Genomic DNA, 22,493 nt, shown 5'->3' with positions numbered 1-22,493 from the left:
CCCTCTCTTATTTATATCAACTCTTATAAACTGAAATCATGGTTTTTGTATATAAGAGCATCTTTTTCCATTTTAATCTCTTTAAAGAGAAAAGCCTTTGGAAAATAAGCATGATCCAAAGGCTTTTCATCTAGCTATTACTATTTTCCTTATATAAAGGTCTAATTATTTTGTATGGTTTCTCTTTTGCCTTCTTTTCAAGTTAATGATGGCTGTCAATGCCGCAACATTGAGCACTACCCACGATGCGGTAAAGATCTGTAAGCCTGTATTTGTCGATTTTGTGTTAGAAGACGGCTTATTTGTAGACTTAGTTCCATCCTTGGAAGGTTTGTTTACATCCGGCTTTCCAGGCTCTTCATTATGAGGTTCTGGTTCATCCGGATTCGTTGGTGTTTCTTTTTCTTCTACTTCGGCCGTTAAGGCAATCGTTGCGGTATCTTCCTGACCCTGGGTAAAGTCTCTACCCTCCGGATCCTGAACCGCTGTAAATCCAAAGCTGAACTCTTTTGTCGTTTCATTCTTGGTGGCTATACCATGGAAACTTCCGTTTACCTCGCCTACAAAATGGATCCTGTCGCCATTGGACACCTTGTCCCTTGCAATCTGTACACCCGCAATATTCAGATCCAGTGTATCCTCTATCGCTTTGACATCGTTATACAGTTTTGTAAAGTCGTTATATGACTCTTTCAGTGACATGGTCACTGTTACCGTATGCATAGCTTCATCCTTTGTGATCTTCTCAATCTGGAACAGGCTGTCTGCTCCGGTCAATGTCGTACTGGCTTTTAGATCACCCGGCAGGATCACGGTTTTAGGATAGCTAATCGTGGCATTAAAGATGCATGTCATATCTTTTAAGGTGATGTCTTCCACCGGTTTACCCGGTTCTCCGCCATACATCGTATTTAATGCTTCCAGTCTGTCCTTGATCGGTGTGACTTGCAATCGTCCGGTTACCGTATAGTCTTTGTCCGTTTCCATTTTGGCAACGGCTTCATGTTCCGTATTGTCATCGAGCAGTAAATCTCCGTTTAATGTGAATTCCTGTTCGATCTTTTCCGGTATTCCGGCAACTTCGGCCGTTAAGGCAATCGTTGCCGTATCTTCCTGACTCTGGGTAAAGTCTCTACCCTCCGGATCCTGAACCGCTGTAAATCCAAAGCTGAACTCTTTTGTCGTTTTATTCTTGGTGGCTATACCATGGAAACTTCCGTTTACCTCGCCTACAAAATGGATCCTGTCACCATTGGACACCTTGTCCCTTGCAACCTGTACATCCGCAATATTCAGATCCAGTGTATCCTCTATTGCTTTGACATCGTTATACAGTTTTGTAAAGTCGTTATATGACTCTTTCAGTGACATGGTCACTGTTACCGTATGCATAGCTTCATCCTTTGTGATCTTCTCAATCTGGAACAGGCTGTCTGCTCCGGTCAATGTCGTACTGGCTTTTAGATTACCCGGCAGAATCACGGTTTCCGGATAGATGATCGTGGCATTAAAGATGCATGTCGTATCTTTTAAGGTGATTTCTTCCACCGGTTTACCCGGTTCTCCACCATACATCGTATTTAATGCTTCCAGTCTGTCCTTGATCGGTGTGACTTGTAATCGTCCGGTTACTGTATAGTCTTTGTCCGTTTCCATTTTGGCAACGGCTTCATGTTCCGTATTGTCATCGAGCAGTAAATCTCCGTTTAATGTGAATTCCTGTTCGATCTTTTCCGGAGTTGCTTGTTTGACTTTAAGTGTCAATCCGATTGTCTGAGTATCCGAAGAATCTTGGTTCGCATCCGTACCCAGTGGATCTTGTATTGCGACCCACTGATAAGCATATTCTTCTGTTTTAGAATTTCTTGTTGCTTTGGCATAGAAAGTACCTTCTAAAGTTCCTTCCATGTGTAATAAATCGCCTTTGCTGACGGAACCTGCATCTACTTCAACACCATCCACTTTAACAGTTAACTTTGGTGCTACCGACATCACTTGCTTATATAGATCGGCAAAGTTGTCATAATTCCTTGCATCTTTTAAAGCAATCGATACAGTGATTGCATTACGGTCTGCCAACTTTTCTACATTTTTGATTTCAAATACACCATTGGCTCCTTCCAAAGAAATCGAAGATTCTAAATTAGAGGCTAGACGCATTTGATCCGGGAAAGATAATTCGGCTGTAAAGGAAGAGTCCATATTTTCTAAAGCAACATCATCCACAGGATTCCCGACACTTCCGCCATGACTGGTGTTCATGCTTTCCACGGCATGCTGAATTGGTTCCACATTTAAATCACCATAGATGGCATGGGTATCTTGTGGATCAATTTCTGTAATGGCCTCATGTTGAGTATCTTCACCAATTCGTAAATCCCCTAAAAGCACAGTACGAGTTGGTGTTTTGTATGTATAGCTGATGGCACTTCCATTTTCAGGATCGGCTGCATCGGCCTTTTGTGTCGGATTCCAATTGTATTGTACTACATTCACTTGGTCTCCATTGAATACATCGGCATTTAAGGAGATGGAAGGAGTACCGACAAAAGTATAATTCTTGGCTGCCGTATCCTTTTTCTGACCTAATTGAATGGAAGCAAATGTCACATCCAGAGAGTCCTTATGTGTATGTACGGCATCCGCAAGCTGCTGCAGGTTGGTAAAATTAGTTTTAGGTTTTAAGACAACGGTCAGTATCTGTCCATCCTGGTTGATGCTTTCTACTTCAAAAATAGAATCATCAATGGTGATATTCTTAGTATCTGCTGAAGCTCCTTCAGGAAGTGTTAATTTCCATTGTACTGTGAAATCCACATTTTTCAGTTCTACATTCTCTAAAACTGCTGCGCTTCGAGTGGAGGCTGTATCTTCATATTTGGCTGCCAGTTCATCGATTGCCTTTTGTACCTTGGTAAAATCTAAATAGCCGTTGATATTGACTTTGGATCCATGAGCTACGACAGGTGCCTTGTTAGAGGTTTGCCAATCGCCTGCAGACTGTTGAAGATCGGCATCCATAGACGCATCGGACAATTTCAATACAGCATTTGAATCCACCTTCCATTCAACGATATATTGGGCATCCGTTTTCAAAACTGGATTATCAGGATCGGTTAATCTGTATCCGAAGAACACGGTACCGGTCGTATCGAGATTTTTTAGACCATTCAGTCCATACCAGTATCTTTCCGATTCTAAAACATAGCCTGGCCGTTTGATGCGATCCCTGGTTGGCACAAGCTGGTCCACGCCGGCTCCAACTGCTTCTTCCAATGACGTATCATATTTTACTTTTTCTTTAAGTGTAGCAATCTCACTGCCATTGGCATCCGTTGTAATATCAAACTTCCCACTTGTCTTAAAGTAACTGTCATCGGCAAAATATCCTCCATTGGCCAAAAAAGAAACGCTCACTTTTTTCTCATTGAACTGACCATAAATATCAATGATGTCTTTGTCTCCAAACGTTAGCGTATCGCCGGCTTCAATCTTGTCATTTCCCTGCGCATCTAATGACCAGTAGGAAAAGTTCTGTGAGTCATTGGCAAAGGAGGCATAAGTACTTGTAACATCCTCATAGCTTTGGACTGTGGCAGACGTTTTCGTATTATCATAAATAAAGTCTGCAACCGCTCCATCACTTCCATGATAACGAACGATATTGCCTTTCCATTTCGCAAACACAACTAAATCATGCTTGGCGATGGTCGTATTGGTAAACGGTTGTTCTTTTCCATCATCATCCAAATAGTACCAGCCTAAAAATTCAGCATCTCCTTTGGGAGATTGCGGAATATCATTGCCGACCACGTCTTGAATCGAATAACCGCGAATTGTTTTCAGCGTTTTATCCTGTGTCGTACCATCAGAGAATGTGGCCGAATTGTTATTAAGACGGAAAGTGACACTGGAGGCCGGTACAAAGACGCGCTTTTGACCATCATCATTGGCATTGGCCACCGGATAGGTATAGGCCGCTCCATTTTTATTGATAGGCTGTAATTCCGTACGACTTGGATCGGTCAATGTAAACAGTGTTAATGTTTCATTTCCATTGTCGTTCCCATTGGTTGGAAGCTCGCGGGAATCAATGATGTTAGGCAATTTATAAGAACCGCCCAAAACAACATACTCTGCTCCACCGCCCATTTTACCGACATGGTCATATTGTCCCTGTGAGGTTTCAATACGGCTGGATCCTCTAAAGGTTACCGGATTAGTACCATCTTTACCAATGACCATAAATTGTCCATAAGCAACGTTCGAGCGTAATACCGTATTATTAAAGTTAACGGCCGTTCCCCAGTTGATATTAATACCGCCGGAATCCCGATAGCCGGCATTGGCATTTTTAATGGTTATCGTTGAATTATTAAAGTTGACCAGATTCGTTGAAGTGATATTCAAGCGCCCGCCTTCAACTGTCATATTGGAATTATTGATGTTGACAGAAGCTGCAACCTGTATCTTCATCGCAATATCCCATGATGATTCCGGGTCTTGGAATAGATTGTTGATATAGAAATCACAACCATCTAAATTCATGCTTCTTCCCACATAAATTCCTAAATTGTAGTTATAGAACGAAAGACTGGCATCACTGGCATTCAGTGAAGTGTTTGCCAATGGTGTATATCCTCTTACGCTGGGATGGGAATAGGCCTGATCGGCATGAACCACTAAAGTAGCTGACTGGATCCTTGAATTATTTTCAGCAAGAAACCCTTCCTGTCCACTGGCGGCCGTAATCTGAATATTCAATGCATTTCTTGAGGATCCTTGAATGCTTCCCAGCAAATAAATGCCTCGTGTGACATCGCTCATCACATAGTTTCCATCCTGTAGGATTGCGCCTTCATTGACCACGATTGCATACTTGAAACCGGTCATCGTTAAAGTGGCTCCATTGATGGTACTTAAAGTAGACCCGCTGCTCAAAGTCAAACCATTGATGTTTGATGTAGTGCTCATTGTCGTATTTTCATATGCCACCACATGAACATTGGCAGGAATCGATACGGGCTGACTTAAATCGAAGGCGCCTGTGATATACACTTCGCCACCACTAGTTAAAAGTTTCAATCCCTGCTCTAAACTCTTTACAGCACTTTCCGGTGTTCTACCATCATTTTGATCATCCCCGGAAGTTGCGCTGACATACACACGTGTCAGTTGTTGTGCATCCTCTTCCAGAGGTTTTGCGGTTTCTGTTGAAGCCGTAGCCTCTGGCGGCATCAAAGCTGTGGGATCTTCTTCCAAATCTGCATTCGATGAATCGAGAGCATTTGACTCTGATTCTTCGTCTGCGGCAACAGCAGGCTCACTCAGTACAGGTTCTGTCTCATCGCTTGTATCCGTGGCAGAATCTGGTTGCGGTACATCAGCTAATTCATCCTGTGCCAGGACAACATAAGGTGCTGAGTAGTTTACAACCATAACAAACGAGAGAAGAAAGCTCATGACAAAATGTGCCATTCTTTTTCTGTTCTTCATAGTTCCCTCCCTTAAAGAATGTGCTTACAACACATATATCTCATATATATATTGTATTGTAAAATTGACTTCTGGTAAAGGACTATAAGTACGATAAGCGTTAAAAATAGTATTAATCGTTCCATTTTATAGGAACGATCACATCTATTACTTTGTGAGCTGTATATTTCTCTGGATACAAAGATGCCCAAATCCATTAAGCATCAAAGCTACAGAAGCCAACATCGTATTGGCAATCCTGCACCAAAAACATCCTGTAATCGACTCAATAAAAAGGGAGATCAAAGTGTCTACACTCTATCTCCCTTTTTCAACTTCTCAGATGTTTTAAAATGTCGTTTTATGCAAATAAAGGAATCAATTGTTTTGCGTTGACGTCCACTAATCCCAGATCGGACATTTTGACATTTGGAATGACCGGTAAAGCTAAGGTGACAATGCGCAATAAAGGATTTTCCATTTCCGTGAGTCCTAAAATACGATTGGCTTCCTTCATTTTTTGATTGTCTTTTGCCAATTCTTCCGCCGGCTTTAATGACATTAACCCGGCCAGTGGTAATTCAAGCACGTATAATAATTCATTTTCTTTGACAGCGCTCATTCCACCACCACATCGAATCAAAGCATTTGCTGCCAGCAAAGCATTTTCCGGTGTATCATAAACGACGGTTAAATTATGACAATCATGACTGACGGTTGAAGCTAAAGCACCTGTCGTTGTACCAAATCCTTTTACAATGCCTAATCCAATGGTATCATGCCCCTTATGGCGATTGATGACTGCCACATATTTTAGACTGGTATCCTGAAGCTGCACCACTCCGTCTTTGACCGGCAACTCTATGGTCTCCAATAAAGTGCTGGACAACTTTAAATCTTTATAGACCATCACATTCACTTTACAAGTTTCGTTGTCAATCGGTGCCTGGATCGTAAAGTCCTGAATCGTTAAAGGTTTGACAACCACTGTATTTTCTTTTTCTAAAGGATACGTCTTTTCTTCTACTGGAACTTCCAGCTTTCCATCTTTGGCAACCAGCTGTCCACCGAAGAATACATGGCTGGGCTTTAATTCCGTTAAATCATCCACTAAAAGCATATCGGCGACATATCCCGGAGCAATCGCGCCTAAATTTTCTATATTAATTTCTCTTGCGGTGTTAAAAGTAGCGCTCTTTATGGCCAGAACCGGATCCATCCCATAGGCAATGGCACATCGGACTACATCGTTCATATGCCCCTTATGTAAGATATCATCGGCTTCTCTATCATCCGTACACAGGCAGAGATGATCAAAAAAACGTACGTCTTTGATGCCCTTCCATATATCTTCAATATTTTTAGTGATGGAAGACTCTCTGGCATCGACAAACATTCCATCTCTTAACTTTTCCAGTCCTTCCTGTCCGGTACGAGATTCATGACAAGTTTTAGGACCACCACACAAATAAGCCGATAACATTCTTCCACTTAAATATGGTGCATGTCCCTGCAGGTAGTATCCCTTTTTATCCATGGCATCGATAATGTGCATCATGCGATCTTCACCATGGATCACAGCCAAAAAGTCCATCACTTCCGCAAGCCCGACAGCACGATCCAGTTCTGCCAATTCGGCAATATCCTCCGCAAAAAAACTGGCACCGGCATTTTCCAGACCGGGAACCGAGGGGACACAGCTTGGGATATCGATCAACTGGCGCATCGGCAAGCCCTCACTTGCCTCATGCATATAGTATACCCCTCTTTTTCCAACCACATTGGCAATTTCATGCGGATCGGTAATAACAGTCGTTGTTCCATGTGGAATCACGCATCGGGCAAAATTTCTTGGCGTCATCATTGAACTTTCAATATGTTCATGCGCGTCGATCAACCCCGGAATCATGTATTTTCCTTTTGCATCCAATACTTCTTTAGCCTTATCCAGATCTTTTGTCAAATCTTGATATTCCACGTGGGCAATCATCCCTTCGTACACAAAGACATTGGCCGGATAGATCTCTCCGGTAATGACATTCACTAATTTTACATTTTGAATACAAAGATCACTGGGAATTTCACCCAAAGCCGCTTTTAATAAATTTCTCTTATTTTTAGGTTGTATTTTCATGGCTCCTCCAATTCCTGCACTCTAAATTTGTATCTATGCTTACTTCTTTTTTGCCTTTACTAGAAAATAAAATAACAAACAAGGGGAATACATAAAATATATAAGAAAGGATGTACCTCTTTATAATGCCCTGTCAATGTTTTGATCAAAACATGCGCGATAATTCCACTGGAAATACCACCGGCAATCGATCCGGTAAAGATGGTAAACATGATCATCGCAAAAGGTCCAAAAGCTTCGGTAAAATCAGAAAAATCAATATTTTTTATACCTTGCACCATTAAAAATCCGACAAAGATCAAAGCGGGTCCGGTTGCCGCATTGGGAATCATCAGTACAAGTGGTGAGAACAGAACCATGGCAAAAAAGATAAAAGCCGTAATTACACTGGCAAAGCCGGTTCGCCCTCCAGCTTCGACACCGGCACTGGATTCCACAAAGGTTGTAATGACTGTATTTCCCGTGCAGGCGCCCACACAAGTACCAATCGCATCAACCAAAAATGGTTTTTGAATGTCCGGGAAGTTTCCCTTTTCATCCAACATACCGGCTTTGGCACCTACACCCAGGATCGTACCTAAAGTGGAGAAAAAGTCACCACAGAATGCCGTAAAAATCAAAGGAACGGCTGACCAGGTAAGAACGGATTTCCAATCAAACTGGAAAACGACATTTGAAAGGCCTTCAAACGAAGGAACCTTAAATAAAGATTCAGGAACCGTTGTCACGCCAAGTGGAATTCCAAGGACCGTCACAACCAAAATACCGATCAAAATGGCTCCTGTCACTTTTTTAGCCGTCAGCACGGCAATAATGATCAAGCCCAAAAGCGCCAGATAGACCGAAGGCTGGGTAAAGTCACCGCGTGATATACCGTTGACAAAAGTACCGATACCACTGTTTTTAAAGCCCAGGTATGCGACATAAAAACCAATGGCTGTACCAATCGCAATCTTTAAATTGCTTGGAATCGTTTTTACGATCAGATCACGTATTCCAAACAGGGTCAGCAGTAAAAAGATCGATCCGGAAATCAATGTCATTGACATGATACCGCCAAAAGAAATTTCCCCATTGACAAGCATTCCACCAAATAAAGCATTACTTCCCATGCCTGTAGCCAGAGCAAAAGGCAAATTGGCATAACAAGCCATCAATAATGTAATCAAACCACTGACCACAGCACAAGTAACCACAATGGCTTCCTTGGTAATCAAGATTCCGTTTACATCAATTAGACTCGGCGCATTGCCAACCATTAATGCCGGCTGTACAACAAGGATGTATGCCATTGTCATAAAAGTAGTAATTCCGGCAATCATTTCCGTTTTTAAGTTTGAATGTCGTTCATCAATCTTAAAAAAACGTTTCAAAGTATCTTTCATCGTTCCCTCCAAACACTTGTAAGTATTCGAATCACTGCCCTAATCTTTGAAGCATCTGTGCCAGGACAAGTGTCCCTTGTGCACAAGAAATTGGAGATGTGTACTCTTCCTTCCGATGTGAATATCCTTTGTGGCTTTCGACAAAGATCATTCCAATGGGACAGTATTCATAGAAATTCATGGCATCGTGACCAGCACCACTCATCAATGACATAAAACTAAGATCATTAGACTGGCAAACTTCTTTGATCTGCTCCTGAATGGACTGTGAACAGGGCGCACAGTTTAAAGATTGCTCATGTTCCAAGGTACTTTGAAAGGGAATCTGGTTTAAAAATGCCTTTACATCGTCTACGATACAATCAATATTTGCAGGATCTATGCTTCGTACATCCAATGAAAGCATCACATGATCACAAATAATATTACATGCACCGGGACTTGTTTCCAGCTTTCCTACGGTTGCCACACAATCCTTAAGCATGGACGCCTTTTTCTGAATTCGTAAGACCAGTTCACAAGCCGGTATCATGGGATCCATACGGCCCTTCATCGGTGTGGCTCCGGCATGTCCGCTTTCCCCGTAAATAGTAATAGTATACCGGGATAGACCGGCGATTCCTGTAACAATACCGATTTGTTTGTGGTTTTGTTCCAATACCTTTCCCTGTTCGATATGAAGTTCGATCATAGCCAAAAAATCCGTTTTTTGACATTGCTTATACAGTGAAGGTTCTAACTGAAAATCAACCATGGCCTGTTGTAAAGAGATTCCTTTTTCATCCTTACTTAATAAATCTTCATCCGATACAAGACCATTGATAGCTTTGCTGCCGATCATTCCATATCCAAAGCGATTTCCTTCCTCATCCTTAAAACCGATACAGTAAATAGGACGATTGGGTTTATAACCACTTTCTTTTAAAACGGTTATAGCTTCAATGGCTCCCAAAATTCCCAAGCAGCCATCAAACATACCTCCCTGGATCACACTATCATAATGTGAGCCTGTTACAACTGGCTTTCCTGTCATTGTCTGATCCATCCACTTGCCGATCACATTGCCGACAGGATCGATTTCCACAGATAAACCAGCTTGTTGCATATACGTCCGAATTAAATCTTGTGCTTCTTGATCTTGTTTGGTAAAAGGCAGCCTTGTAATACTTCCATCTGGATTGCGTCCAATAGCAGCCAGAGTCTGAAGATGTTCCCATAAACGATCCTGGTTCACTTTCATATAAAAACCTCCTGATACTATTGTAAAAGATATGAAATAATTTTCAATGAAACCGGTCAAAAAAATATTTGAAAACTTGACATCCATAAAAAGAACGAAAACACCGATTTCCTTTTTCATTTTGTAATGGTATTTGTCCAAAACAACAAACTTTGAAGGAATAAAACTGATATAGCCTTGATTGGATGATTTAGACCACATTTAACGTCAAAAGAAAATTTAAAAAAGCTTGTCATTTGCAAATAGGCGATGAAATTAGGGAATCACGATATAATTTAGGAACTTGTAGAAAGGAAGCTCTTAAAGAGTTTCAGGAGATGAATAATCATTAAGAGGACTTGGCGGTTCTGGTTTATCATGAATGATCCTAAAGATAAATATGACAAGGTATTAAAATTTATCCGAATGGCTATAAATTCACCAAAAAGATTGAAATTTAGAGATGCTTTATCAAAATCAATAGAGTAGAGGGAAGAAATTAATCTTCGCCCTCTCATTGCACCGTACGTACGGGTCTCGTATACGGCGCTACATTTATATGTTGATGTACAACTTATCTTAGATAGTATGTCAGAGGATTGACCAATCCCGGTCGGTCCTCTTTTCCAATTGCCAGCACTTCTGGGTTGAGAAGAAAATTGGCCACTCTCATCCCTGTCTGTCGATATAACCCAAGCCGTGTGTTCGCCACCGAATAAATCTGCTCATCTGAGAAATTATAAGGTAATACCTTATTTGGCTTCTGTAGATTTATATAGATACGTTTTGGTTTCTTCCACTGTTTGAACAGAATGACACGTGGTACTATGTCAAGAAAATGGACAAGTTAAATAGAGAGTTTGTCCATCTAGTTAACCTTGTTCCATAAATCTTCATATTGTTTAGGCGACATATAATCGCAATGACTATGTATTCTCGCTGTATTATAAAATGTTTCTATATATTCAAAACATAGATCATACACATGATCGTAGTCCAATATCACCTTGCGATTCAGCCATTCTTTTTTGATCAGTGAATGAAAGGATTCAATACATGCATTATCATAGGGTACCCCTTTTTCTGAATAGCTTCGTTTCATACCGTTTTTCAATTCACTATATTTTCTACAAGTAAAATGAATTCCACGATCACTATGTATAATCAATGGGACTTTTATTTCCCTGCGTTGTTTTGCAATCTCAACGCATTTTAATATTTCTTCTACTTCCAGTGTTTTGCTCAATGTCCATGCTATGATCTTTCTTGAATATAGATCCATAATGCTTGTCAAATATACAAATCCATCCGCTATTGTCCATATATATGTTATATCTGTACACCATACCTCATTTGGTCTCTCTGGATTAAAATTTCTGTCTAATACATTTGTTAGCCTACTGTTAAAATCACTATTCAATGTTGTAATCGTATACGGCCTTACCCAGCATGCTCGAATCCCTAGTTCCTTCATATATAGGCTGACCGTTCGCTGTGATATGGTATGACCTTCCTTTTTAAGACATTCTGTTATTTTGGGTGCCCCATATATCCCGTGTCTTTCTTTATGGATCTGCTGTATCTTTTCCATGACCATTTCCTTATGCAGCTGTTGTGGACTCTTTTTTCGCTTCAGCCATGCATAGTAGTCCGATTTTGATACCTTTAGTTGTTTCAGCACTCCAGTAACTTCAAATTCTGGATTGGACTGTGAAGCTTCAAAAACCAGCCGGTATCGTATTTGAGTTAGTCTCCCAGAATGCTGATGGCTTTTTTTAATATTTCAAGAGCATCTTGTGTGTTTTTCAATTCTCTTCGCAGTCGGGCATTTTCTTTTTCAAGATCACTGCTGAAGTTACCGGAACCGCGAAACTGTACTTCATTATTGTTGTTTTTGTATTCCCGCTTCCACCGAGCAAGCGTGCTGTTTCCAACACCAAGTTTGGCTGCACATTCTGCATGTATCATATCTGGATGATCTTCACAAAATTTAACGGCATCCTTTTTAAACTGAATATCAAACTGTTTTTGTTTATTTGCCATAGAGTGTTATTTCCTCCTTACTTTTTATTCTCTATGACATTGTACCATTGTTTGCAGATTTCTCTTTTTGACTAGTCCGTTTTTTATTCTGCATCCAGATGGGATTTTTAACCGTAACGGGTGTAAATATCTCTTTCTTGATGCTTTTGTCTTTCTTCATTTTTACATTCCTTCTTTTAGTTAGAAAGTATCCTTCTAAACAAAATATACTCTCTTTGCTTGTGCTTTGTATTTTGATCCTTCCTGTTGGTCTATTCACATCAAATTATATACAAAAGCCTTTATCGGATCAGGCAAACCGTCTGGAGCACTTTCTTCATGAAACCTTCCAAGATCAAAGCGGAGATGATCGCATACTTTCTTCCGGTATGGTATCTTTAGGCAACAACTATGCCAGTGATGAAATCGTGTTTACCGCACAGATGGAAACAAAACCTGAATCCAACATTTATTTAAAAAACTTTACCGGCTTTTTATACGAAGAGAATCAGTGGAGTCAGGATGATGCGACACGCCAGATTGATAAAGTTGGAGACTTATATTCATCCTATTTATCTCCCTATCAGTATCGTAACTATCAGGCAAGAATTCGAAATGCATTGACCGATCAACTGGATATGGAATCACAAACGATAACGATCCTGCCGGAACAAAAAACTGAATGGGATACGACATTAACACCTTGTGATCTACTCACACAATGGAATCATAACCAGAGTACGACTTATTCCTTTTATCCGGAATTGGATCATGTACAAAACTTAGATTCATTGGATCTGGAAGAAGAATTGGAGCAATTCATACAATACGATCAAAGTGCGGCACAACGTCTCTATCAAAGCGTTGATATGGATGCTTTACCAAGGCTGGCAAAGCTGGTAGAAGATAATCCAAAAACAGATTTGAATGAAATTACAGTTTTTATTGTAAAGCTTTTAGAAAACTACACAGAATATACATGAACACCTGGTTATATGTCCTCACAGGAGGATGCCGTAGAATCCTTTTTGTTTTCCACCAGAAAAGGGTATTGTGTCCATTACGCATCGGCTGCGGCTCTTTTATATCGCATGTACGGTATTTCCAGTCGCTATGTAACTGGGTATGTAATCTATCCACAGGACTTTACGTATAAACAAGGCTCCTTTATGGCAGAAGTTCCGGAAAATCATTCTCACGCATGGATCGAACTTTATTTTGCACGCTACGGATGGATTCCCATTGATATGACACCCGATGCTCATCAAAAAATTCATGTAGAATATCCCGGTCTAGATGAAGAAGAACTTCAACAGCTCATAGCACAAGATACATCTGATTTTTCCAGCTTGCAAAATAACCGAAATCTCAACTATGGCTTTTCTTCAGTATTCAGAATTTTTGATCGTGCCTTTATCCTTTTATTTGTGGGTGGTATCAGCATCACAGTGATACTCTTGTTGATCCATTACTTCTATAAAAAACGTAAGAAAGAAGCCTTCTCGACAAAGGAATATATGGATCATATTCTTCATCTTTTCAGTATCTATCCAAGTCTAAAGGACATCGATCTTCTGGACGAAAAAAATATAGATGTGATCCTCCATACTGTGCCTGCTTTGAGCCTTGATACAATTTGTCTTCTTCAACAAAAAGCGCAGTTGATTTATTATTCACCTTATATCGTAGAGCGTAAAGACCTAAAACGTCTGGAAAAATGTTGTCAGGATGCAATTCTATCAAAGCTGCCGTTCTGGAAACGAATTTTCTATCATTATATTTATTGCCTATATTAAAAGAAGATGCGCCGCATCTTCTTTATTGATCTAATTCTTTACGTTTTTCGTTGATCAAATCACGAAGCTCCTGTAGTTCTTCTTTAGACGAGCTGGACTCTACAAACATCATCGCAAAGTCCTTTAACGCACTTTGATTTAAGTATTTAGAAATATATTTTGACTGAGAAACCAAAGGAACAAACTGTCGGGTAATTGAGTTTTTTGTATAACCCACTCCACTGACTTCGATAAATCCCTTCTTCATCAATTTCTTCAAGTTTGGTTGAATCGTATTCATGGTAATATCAGGTATCAGATTCAAAATATCATTTGCGGATAATGGCTCATTGGCATCCCACAAAACCTCCATAATATCTAATTCTCTTTTTGATAATCTTTCTTTCATTCCTTATCACCACCTGTCTAATCATTTTTACTGTAAACATTATACATTATTTATGTAAAATAGTATTTATTTTTGCATAAAAATCGAAAAATTATAATGTTTAACCCACTTTCAAATGAAACTGAATTTGACTATATCATCAGTTTTGATATAATTTTTCTGTATTGTTTAAGGAGGCTTTAACCTATGCCAAGCCAGGTAATCGTTGGAACTCAATGGGGCGATGAGGGAAAAGGAAAAATTGTTGATGTATTAGCCCAGAAAGCAGACATGATCGTTCGTTTTCAAGGAGGCGACAATGCCGGTCATACGGTCATCGTGCAAGGAGAAAAACATGTGCTTCACCTGCTGCCAAGCGGTGTTTTAAATCCAAATGCACTTTGTGTCATCGGACCGGGTGTTGTATGTAATCCCTTTGTATTATTAAAAGAGATGGAAACCTTAAAACAAGGCGGTTTGACTTGTGATCATATCATTATCAGTGACCGTGCTCAAATGTTGATGCCATATCACTGTTATCAGGATGAACTGGAAGAACAAAGCGCCAGTCATAAGATCGGAACCACGAAAAAAGGAATTGGTCCTTGTTACGCTGACAAATACGCCAGACGTGGTATTCGTTTTCATGAATTCATTGATTTTGAAAGCTTTAAAGTTCGTTTGAAAGAATGTCTGGACTTTAAAAATAAACTGTTCACTAAAGTCTATAATGGCAAAGCCATGGACTACAATCAAATGGTTAAAGACTTTGAAGCCATTTACGATCAAATCGTACCGATGATCAAAGAAACGACACATATTGTGAATGAAGCATTGGACGAAGATAAAATCGTATTGTTTGAAGGGGCACAGGCAGCCATGTTGGATATTAACTATGGTACATATCCCTATGTAACATCTTCTTCCCCAACCAGTGCCGGTGTTACGACGGGCGCTTGTGTAGCACCAAACCGCATCCAAACCGTCGTTGGTGTTGTCAAAGCGTATTCTACACGTGTTGGAGAAGGACCGTTTGTAACGGAGCTGAATGATGAAACAGGACAATGGATTCGTGAAAAAGGCTTTGAATATGGTGCTACGACCGGTCGTCCAAGACGATGTGGCTGGTTAGATCTTCTTGTCGTCAAACATGCGAAAATGATGAATGGTTTAACAGATATCGTCCTGACAAAGATCGATGTATTAAGCGGATTAGATAAGCTGTATGTATGCACCGGTTATGAAATCGATGGCAAGGTCTATGATTATATACCAAGTGATCAGTCCATGGTCGCAAAGGCAAAACCAATCTATAAAGAATTTGATGGCTGGAAAGAAGATATTTCCAAAATGGAAAGCTTCGATGAATTACCGGAAAATTGTAAAGCCTATATTCGCTTTATCGAAGAGTTTACCGGTGTTCGTATGTCGATGGTTTCTGTTGGACCGGATCGTGTCAATAATATTTACATTCATGAAATCTAAAAGAAGCTGCGGCTTCTTTTTTTGATGATAAAATGTAACTAAGTTGAACAATACACATCCTTTTTAGAAACAAAGTTAAGTACATCTAAAGCAGAGGTTTATGCTATGATAGAAAAAAGGAGAAATTCTATGCCAAAAAAGTATTTTTTCTTTGATATTGATGGAACGCTCACCGATCGAAAGACAAATAAAATCGTTAGCAGTGCGCAAAAAGCGTTGAATCTGTTACAAGAAGCCGGCCATTTTGTTGCTATCGCAACCGGAAGAGCACATTATAAATGCATCAACTTCATGAAAGAAGTCGGTCTGCACAACATGGTATGCTGCGGCGGTGGAGGTCTTGTCATCAACGATGTTCTCGTGCGAAATATCCCTCTTGATCTAGAAAAGGCAAAAGCTTTGATCAAGGAAGCCGATGCATTAGGAATCGGCTTATTATTACAGCTAAACGATTCAATCGATGTTTATGCCAAAAATGATTTATTTCGCCAACAAGCAGGTCCCCGACAGGAGCCGACCCGTTATTTTATCGATCCAGATTTAGACTACGATGCCCTAAAAGTCATTTATAAAATTTATATGTCTGTTAGTCCTGAGCAGGAAAAACAAGTCACATTACTCGATACGATCGGGCATTTACGCTTTGTTCCGGAATATTATATCTTTCAATACGATGCCAAACATCAAGGGATTCTAGATATGATGAAACAAATCCACGGAGATTTAAAAGATGTCGTTGTATTTGGAGATGATACCAACGATTTAGTGATGTTTGATCCACAATGGACCAGCGTTGCCATGGGAAATGCCGTAGATGAACTAAAAGAAAAGGCATCTTTTGTCACAGATGCCAATATCGATGATGGAATTTATAATATCTGTTTGAAACAAGGATGGTTTGAAAAAGTATAAAGCCAAAAGGCACAAGCAAAAACTTGTACTTTTTTAATATGGCTCTTTTTTGTCCGTTCGATTTAAAAGATAGTCAACACTGGTATTGTAGTAATCTGCCAGTTTTACAAGCTGTTCCAGGGGAATCGCGCGGTCATCATTTTCGTACCTAGAGTAGGTTCTTTGCGTGACGTTAAGATACTTAGCGATTTCGGCTTGCGTCAGATCGTTGTCTTCTCTTAAATCTCTTATCCTCTTCAGCTTCATAGTGAATCCTCTAACTCTATTTCATAATAATTATATATTACTTGAAAAGAAAACAGACAGTTTAGGTCAAAACGGACTAATCTGCTATGTTTCTAAGTTCAATGGATTTCCGTTAAGAAAGTGTTAAATCCCAAGCTTTTTTCCAGGAAAGTGGGGCACTATACCCACTAAAACGCTTTCTCTTTCCACTTTCCATAAGCCAGACCAACCGCATCTGCCAAAAACCATCCAATCGGGATCGACCACCAAATGGCCAGTGTTCCAAACGTTGAAGCAAGCATATAGGATAAAACAACACGGGTTCCTAAAGAGATTACGGTCAAAACAACAGATATGCCGGCTTTTCCGATACCTCTGTAGTATCCATACAACAAAAACAAACAACCGATTCCCACGTAACAAGCCCCTTCTACATGCAGATATGTGACACCCTCGCTAATAATCTGGGTTTGTTGAGAATCAATAAATAAACTCATCAATTGGGGCGCAAAGACAAATACCAGAACTGAAATGAAAACACAGAATAAAAACGCGATACCAATCGCACTGCGCAGTCCTTTTTGCATTCGATCGATCAGACCGGCTCCTTTGTTTTGGGCAATATAGGTTGAAAACGCATTCCCAAAATCCTGTACCGGCATATAGGCAAAGGAATCGATCTTTACGGCTGCCGCAAAAGCGGACATCGTTACAACGCCAAAGGTGTTGACTAGCCCCTGTATCAACAGGATACCAAAGTTCATGACACTTTGTTGAATACATGTCAATAAAGAATAACTGGTAATTCGCCGACAGATGTCTTCATCATAATGCATATGTTTTCTAGAAGGTAAAATGCTTCTTTGTTTGATAAAGACATAAATCAGTATTCCCAATCCACTAAAAGCCTGTGATATAAGTGTCGCAATGGCAGCGCCATCCACAGACATGTGCAAGCCTAAGATAAAATATAAATCTAATACAATATTTGTCACAGCGGCAACCCCTAAAAAATACAAAGGTGTTTTCGAATCTGATAAGGCGCGAAGTACCGAGGCAAAATAGTTATATAAAAATGTAAAGAAAATACCTAAAAAGATGTAAAACAAATATGCTTTCGTAGAAGCATAAATTTCCGGTGGAATATTCATAAATCGTAAAATGGGATCCATTCCTACAATACAGCCTATTTCCAAAAGCAGGCTTAAAATACCAATGCCCGCAAAGGAAAGAAAAAAGGCAATTTTCATACGATCAAAGTCTTTAGCACCATACAACATCGAAAATAATACGCCGCTTCCCATACATAAACCAAGAATGATGGAATTCAAAAATGTCATCAGAGTAAAAGCAGAGCCTACAGCTGCCAAAGCATCCGCACCAATGCATTTACCGACGATCATAGTATCTGCCACATTGTAAAGTTGCTGAAGCATATTGCCTAAGATCATGGGAAGGGCAAACAGAATCAAGGACCGTGTGACCGGTCCCTGAAGTAAACGTGTGTCTAAATTCATAATCTTTTCAATCTTTAGAAAACAGCCTTTGAGAGAACTTCTCCTATGGCATCATGAATCACAAGATCAGCCATACCATCTCTATCGGTACTGGACTTATTGATCAATACAAGATCCTTCCCATGAAAATAATCCAGCAAACCAGCGGCCGGATAGACCACAAGACTTGTTCCTCCCACAATCAACATATCTGCTTGCTCAATGGCCTGAATGGCACCATATAACACATTTTGATCCAAACCTTCTTCATATAAAACAACATCGGGTTTAATGATACCGCCACACTTTGGACAGCGTGGAATGCCATTTTCATCTCGTGCTTCAATTGTTTGATGCAGATCATAATGTGCATGGCAGTGCATACATGTATTTTTGTGGACACTTCCATGTAGCTCAAAAACACGTTTTGAACCAGCCATTTGATGCAAGCCATCAATATTTTGCGTAATGACAGCCTTGCACTTTCCTATTTTTTCAAGATGTGCCAGTGCCAAATGTGCCTTGTTTGGTTTGGCATCCGGATAAATCATCTGATTAAAGTAAAACTCATAAAACTCCTTAGGATTCTGCATAAAGAAGCTATGCGATACCATACGTTCTGCCGAGTATCGATATTTCTTTTTATATAGGCCATTATCACTTCGAAAATCAGGAATACCACTCTCCGTACTGACACCTGCGCCACCAAAAAACACAATGTTCTTTGCCTGTTCGATTCTCTCTTTTAAATCCATATTGTCACGCTCCTGTACTTATTATACTCCAAATTTCTTTCTACATGCCGACAAATACCGTTTCAAATGCGTATTCTCTTCCCTTTTCATCCATGATGCGAATTGTTGGATCCTCCAAGGTGGAAGTATCCAGGCTGAAAATCAATACATCTTCCTGTACGGAAGCTTGTTTTTGAAAATGAATCGTGATCGTATTTCCATTCTGCTCAGCCTTCACAGTTTTTGGATCAACATGCATGTGATTCATGACAATCATTTGTTCTTTGGATGAATTGATCATATAGAATCCAATATCATCAAACATAGATGCATCAACTGTATTTGCATCCATACGTACCATACTGACTTCCTTATTCTGACAACCTAAACACGCCAACAAAAACAATGCACAAATACTCAATTTTTTCATATGATTTACCCTAAAAAATCTTTCCTTCTATCTTTATACTACATTATTTTTATGCAACAGTATAGACGGTATCACTATAGAGAATCTCTCTTTACAAAAAAACAGTCAGGATTTCCTGACTGTTCTTTTTAGACTGTTTGTCTTTCCTGAATGTCAAATGTGTAAGCACCATCCACATAGTCAACCGTTAAATCCGATTCTTTAAAAACACCGACTTCAATGATCTTTTTCGCAATGTTGGTTTCAATCTGACGTTGGATATATCGTTTCATAGGTCTTGCTCCATAAACCGGATCGACACCCATCTTGGCAATCTGGGCATAAACCGCATCTTTGACATGAAGATGAATATCTCTCTTTTCCAAACGCTCTTTTAGCTGATCCATAAATTTATGGGCAATCTTGATAAAAGCACTGTCATCTAAGGCATTGAAGACAATGATCTCATCAATACGGTTGATAAACTCCGGTTTAAAGTGACGTTTAACTTCTTCCATATATTTATCATGATTATTTGCCTCAAAGGCATATTGTGAACCTAAGTTGCTGGTGAGGATAATGATCGTATTTTTGAAATCTACGGTCACACCTTTGGAATCCGTAATTCGTCCATCATCCAGGATCTGTAATAAGACATTAAAGACATCTGGATGCGCTTTTTCAATCTCATCAAACAAGACAATACTGTATGGATTTCTTCGTACTGCTTCGGTCAGCTGGCCACCCTCATCATAACCAACATATCCCGGAGGAGCACCGATCAAACGAGCCACACTGTGCTTTTCCATGTATTCAGACATATCGATACGAACGATGTGTCTTTCATCATCAAAAAGCTGTTGAGCCAAAGCTTTGGCAACTTCCGTTTTACCAACACCTGTTGGTCCCAAGAACATAAAGGAACCGATCGGTCTGTTTTCATCCTGAATCTGCGCTTTACTACGTAAGATTGCATCCGTTACAAGCTCCAAAGCCTGATCCTGACCTACGACACGTTTTTCAAGGTTATCTTTTAAGTGCAACAACTTTTCTCGTTCACTTTCAACCAAACGAGTTACTTCTACACCTGTCCATTTAGAAACAACTTTGGCAATCATTTCTTCATCCACAGTTTCCTGAATCAAAGCATCCTCTTTCTGCAGAGTCTGTTGTTTTTTGATACGTGCTTCCAGTTCCGGAATTACTGAATACTGCAAACGAGCGGCTTCTTCATAACGAGCGTCATTTTGTGCCTGTTCTAAATCTAATCGAGCTTTCTCTAGTGCTTGTTTGTCTTCTTTGGCATGGGCCAATACCGCTTTTTCATCTTCCCAGCGTGTGTACATTTCATCTCGCTTACTTTGCAGCTTACCTAACTTTTCTTCGATTTCCTGACGACGTTCGATTGCCTTTTTATCTTCTTCTTTGGCTAATGATGTCTTTTCAATCTGCAACTGTAAGATCTCCCGCTGCAGCTCATCCAATTCCTGCGGCATGCTTTCCATCTCCACTTTTAAGGTTGCACAAGCTTCATCCACTAAATCAATAGCTTTATCCGGCAGGAAACGATCCGTAATATATCGATCGGATAACGTCGCAGCCGCAATCAAGCTTTCATCCAGAATTCGAACACCATGATACGATTCAAAGCGATCCTTTAAACCACGCAAGATACTGATAGTATCTTCAACGCTTGGTTCCTGTACATTGACCCTTTGAAAACGTCTTTCCAAAGCCGCATCTTTTTCAATGTATTTACGATATTCATTAAACGTAGTGGCACCGATACAATGTAACTCCCCACGCGCCAACATAGGCTTCAACAAGTTAGCGGCATCCATGCTGCCTTCCGTTTTACCGGCACCAACCAGATTATGAATCTCATCAATGAATAGGATGATCTGTCCGTTTGATTTTTTGACCTCGTCCAAAATTGCCTTTAAACGCTCTTCAAATTCACCACGATATTTGGCACCGGCAATCAACGATCCCATATCCAACTCGATCAATCGTTTTTCTTTCAACGATTCCGGCACATCCTTTTTCATGATACGCCAGGCAATACCCTCTACAACAGCGGTCTTACCAACACCTGGTTCACCAATCAAAACAGGATTGTTCTTTGTTTTACGTGATAAGATCTGCATCACACGACGAATTTCATCATCACGTCCAATGATTGGATCAATCTTTCCATCCTTGACATCCTGTACCAGATCTCGACCATATTTCTTTAAAGCTTCTACATTTTCTTCCGAATTCGGTGTATCAAATTTCTTGCCGTTTCTTCTTTCCAATTCTGCTTCCTTAACTTGTTCTTCCTTTAAGCCAAATGATTTGACTAATTGTTTTGAAACATAGGAACGATTAAACATCAGGGCAATCCAAAGACTGGCAACACTTAAATACGTTTCATCATGTTGTGCAGCCCATTGACTGGCCTTTTCCATCGACTGTTGTACTTCATTGGAGAAGTTTAAATTAGCGGTTGAGGATTTCGCAATCCGACTGTTTTCCTGCGTAATAATTTGTAATGCTTTATTTTTATCCACCTGCAGTCGATCATATAAGCCATCCAACACATCATCTTTAAAGATGGCTTCCAATACATCAATCGTATCGACACTGGCATGTTGATATGATTTTGCCAGGTTTACCGATTCCATTAAAATCTTCTGCAGACGTTCTGACATTTGTTCAAAGTTTACCATAGAGCAACCCTCCTTTTAGCACTCTCTATCTATCTGTGCTAAGTGTATTATAGCACAATTTTTAGCACTGTAAAGAGTTAAGTGCTAAAAATTTTAGAAAAGAAAACTGATGCTTGCATCAGA

16 protein-coding genes are annotated in these 22,493 nt (G+C 39.9%); 4 read left to right on the top strand and 12 right to left on the bottom strand.

The features are described from left to right. Window positions 1-165: 165 nt before the first annotated feature. The 6 genes from ACTQX6_RS02200 to ACTQX6_RS02175 form a co-directional block, all read right to left on the bottom strand. Window positions 166-5,496 carry a hypothetical protein gene (locus tag ACTQX6_RS02200; RefSeq protein WP_441657296.1) on the bottom strand — a complete coding sequence of 1,777 codons (5,331 nt, stop codon included), beginning with the start codon at window positions 5,494-5,496 and terminating at the stop codon, window positions 166-168. Window positions 5,497-5,836: 340 nt separating this feature from the next. Further along, complete coding sequence (ade, locus tag ACTQX6_RS02195; RefSeq protein WP_294687161.1) at window positions 5,837-7,609, bottom strand: adenine deaminase; 1,773 nt, start codon at window positions 7,607-7,609, stop codon at window positions 5,837-5,839. A 59-nt stretch (window positions 7,610-7,668) separates the two neighbouring features. Next, window positions 7,669-8,994 (bottom strand): NCS2 family permease, encoded by a 1,326-nt coding sequence (locus tag ACTQX6_RS02190; RefSeq protein WP_272001291.1) that lies wholly within the window; start codon window positions 8,992-8,994, stop codon window positions 7,669-7,671. 31 nt (window positions 8,995-9,025) lie between these two features. Next, entirely contained in the window at window positions 9,026-10,234 is a 1,209-nt protein-coding gene (locus ACTQX6_RS02185) for a M20 family metallo-hydrolase (RefSeq protein WP_294687007.1), read from the bottom strand. 847 nt (window positions 10,235-11,081) lie between these two features. Beyond that, entirely contained in the window at window positions 11,082-11,942 is an 861-nt protein-coding gene (locus tag ACTQX6_RS02180) for an IS3 family transposase (protein ID WP_229035756.1), read from the bottom strand. A gap of 17 nt (window positions 11,943-11,959) precedes the next feature. Next, entirely contained in the window at window positions 11,960-12,256 is a 297-nt protein-coding gene (locus ACTQX6_RS02175; protein ID WP_195223082.1) for a transposase, read from the bottom strand. Between the two features lie 98 nt (window positions 12,257-12,354). Here ACTQX6_RS02175 and ACTQX6_RS02170 point away from each other — a divergent pair, with 98 nt between their 5' ends. Next, window positions 12,355-13,218, top strand: coding sequence for a hypothetical protein (locus tag ACTQX6_RS02170; protein WP_441657701.1), 864 nt, complete (start codon window positions 12,355-12,357; stop codon window positions 13,216-13,218). Window positions 13,219-13,230: 12 nt separating this feature from the next. Beyond that, on the top strand, window positions 13,231-14,031 hold the full coding sequence (locus tag ACTQX6_RS02165; protein WP_294687003.1) for a transglutaminase-like domain-containing protein: 801 nt from the start codon (window positions 13,231-13,233) through the stop codon (window positions 14,029-14,031). 22 nt (window positions 14,032-14,053) lie between these two features. Here ACTQX6_RS02165 and ACTQX6_RS02160 read toward each other — a convergent pair whose 3' ends face one another. Then, window positions 14,054-14,419 (bottom strand): BlaI/MecI/CopY family transcriptional regulator, encoded by a 366-nt coding sequence (locus ACTQX6_RS02160; protein WP_167697723.1) that lies wholly within the window; start codon window positions 14,417-14,419, stop codon window positions 14,054-14,056. A 186-nt stretch (window positions 14,420-14,605) separates the two neighbouring features. Between ACTQX6_RS02160 and ACTQX6_RS02155 the strand changes: the two genes are divergently transcribed. Both ACTQX6_RS02155 and ACTQX6_RS02150 read left to right on the top strand, forming a co-directional pair. Continuing rightward, entirely contained in the window at window positions 14,606-15,883 is a 1,278-nt protein-coding gene (locus tag ACTQX6_RS02155) for an adenylosuccinate synthase (protein ID WP_294686999.1), read from the top strand. 129 nt (window positions 15,884-16,012) lie between these two features. Next, a complete protein-coding gene (locus ACTQX6_RS02150; RefSeq protein ID WP_294686997.1) occupies window positions 16,013-16,795 on the top strand; it encodes an HAD hydrolase family protein in 783 nt (260 codons plus the stop codon). Window positions 16,796-16,828: 33 nt separating this feature from the next. On the opposite strand, the gene ACTQX6_RS02145 is transcribed toward ACTQX6_RS02150, so the two are convergent. From ACTQX6_RS02145 to ACTQX6_RS02125, 5 genes are all read right to left on the bottom strand, one after another. Beyond that, entirely contained in the window at window positions 16,829-17,041 is a 213-nt protein-coding gene (locus tag ACTQX6_RS02145) for a helix-turn-helix domain-containing protein (RefSeq protein ID WP_022790655.1), read from the bottom strand. Window positions 17,042-17,208: 167 nt separating this feature from the next. Beyond that, the gene (locus ACTQX6_RS02140; RefSeq protein WP_294686995.1) at window positions 17,209-18,537 is read right to left on the bottom strand and encodes an MATE family efflux transporter; all 1,329 of its coding nucleotides are present in this window, start codon (window positions 18,535-18,537) and stop codon (window positions 17,209-17,211) included. A 14-nt stretch (window positions 18,538-18,551) separates the two neighbouring features. After that, window positions 18,552-19,271 (bottom strand): NAD-dependent protein deacylase, encoded by a 720-nt coding sequence (locus ACTQX6_RS02135; protein WP_117446372.1) that lies wholly within the window; start codon window positions 19,269-19,271, stop codon window positions 18,552-18,554. A 40-nt stretch (window positions 19,272-19,311) separates the two neighbouring features. Next, the gene (locus tag ACTQX6_RS02130) at window positions 19,312-19,680 is read right to left on the bottom strand and encodes a hypothetical protein (protein ID WP_294686993.1); all 369 of its coding nucleotides are present in this window, start codon (window positions 19,678-19,680) and stop codon (window positions 19,312-19,314) included. Window positions 19,681-19,808: 128 nt separating this feature from the next. Then, on the bottom strand, window positions 19,809-22,370 hold the full coding sequence (locus ACTQX6_RS02125) for an ATP-dependent Clp protease ATP-binding subunit (RefSeq protein ID WP_294686991.1): 2,562 nt from the start codon (window positions 22,368-22,370) through the stop codon (window positions 19,809-19,811). Between the last annotated feature and the right edge of the window lie 123 nt (window positions 22,371-22,493).

The sequence above is a fragment of the Faecalicoccus sp. LCP19S3_E2 genome (assembly GCF_052121255.1).
In the GTDB taxonomy this organism is placed as follows: domain Bacteria; phylum Bacillota_I; class Bacilli_A; order Erysipelotrichales; family Erysipelotrichaceae; genus Faecalicoccus.
The sequence above is the reverse complement of the archived record's forward strand: the minus strand, read 5'-3'. Positions and strand labels throughout refer to the sequence as shown.

Excerpts from the sequence above, each read along its gene's own strand:
- ACTQX6_RS02145 (WP_022790655.1), bottom strand. The coding sequence starts at position 17,041 with ATGAAGCTGAAGAGGATAAGAGATTTAAGAGAAGACAACGATCTGACG.
- ACTQX6_RS02165 (WP_294687003.1), top strand. The coding sequence starts at position 13,231 with ATGTCCTCACAGGAGGATGCCGTAGAATCCTTTTTGTTTTCCACCAGA.
- ACTQX6_RS02135 (WP_117446372.1), bottom strand. The coding sequence starts at position 19,271 with ATGGATTTAAAAGAGAGAATCGAACAGGCAAAGAACATTGTGTTTTTT.
- ade (WP_294687161.1), bottom strand. The coding sequence starts at position 7,609 with ATGAAAATACAACCTAAAAATAAGAGAAATTTATTAAAAGCGGCTTTG.
- ACTQX6_RS02185 (WP_294687007.1), bottom strand. The coding sequence starts at position 10,234 with ATGAAAGTGAACCAGGATCGTTTATGGGAACATCTTCAGACTCTGGCT.
- ACTQX6_RS02155 (WP_294686999.1), top strand. The coding sequence starts at position 14,606 with ATGCCAAGCCAGGTAATCGTTGGAACTCAATGGGGCGATGAGGGAAAA.
- ACTQX6_RS02190 (WP_272001291.1), bottom strand. The coding sequence starts at position 8,994 with ATGAAAGATACTTTGAAACGTTTTTTTAAGATTGATGAACGACATTCA.
- ACTQX6_RS02150 (WP_294686997.1), top strand. The coding sequence starts at position 16,013 with ATGCCAAAAAAGTATTTTTTCTTTGATATTGATGGAACGCTCACCGAT.
- ACTQX6_RS02160 (WP_167697723.1), bottom strand. The coding sequence starts at position 14,419 with ATGAAAGAAAGATTATCAAAAAGAGAATTAGATATTATGGAGGTTTTG.
- ACTQX6_RS02125 (WP_294686991.1), bottom strand. The coding sequence starts at position 22,370 with ATGGTAAACTTTGAACAAATGTCAGAACGTCTGCAGAAGATTTTAATG.
- ACTQX6_RS02170 (WP_441657701.1), top strand. The coding sequence starts at position 12,355 with ATGGGATTTTTAACCGTAACGGGTGTAAATATCTCTTTCTTGATGCTT.
- ACTQX6_RS02140 (WP_294686995.1), bottom strand. The coding sequence starts at position 18,537 with ATGAATTTAGACACACGTTTACTTCAGGGACCGGTCACACGGTCCTTG.
- ACTQX6_RS02175 (WP_195223082.1), bottom strand. The coding sequence starts at position 12,256 with ATGGCAAATAAACAAAAACAGTTTGATATTCAGTTTAAAAAGGATGCC.
- ACTQX6_RS02130 (WP_294686993.1), bottom strand. The coding sequence starts at position 19,680 with ATGAAAAAATTGAGTATTTGTGCATTGTTTTTGTTGGCGTGTTTAGGT.
- ACTQX6_RS02200 (WP_441657296.1), bottom strand. The coding sequence starts at position 5,496 with ATGAAGAACAGAAAAAGAATGGCACATTTTGTCATGAGCTTTCTTCTC.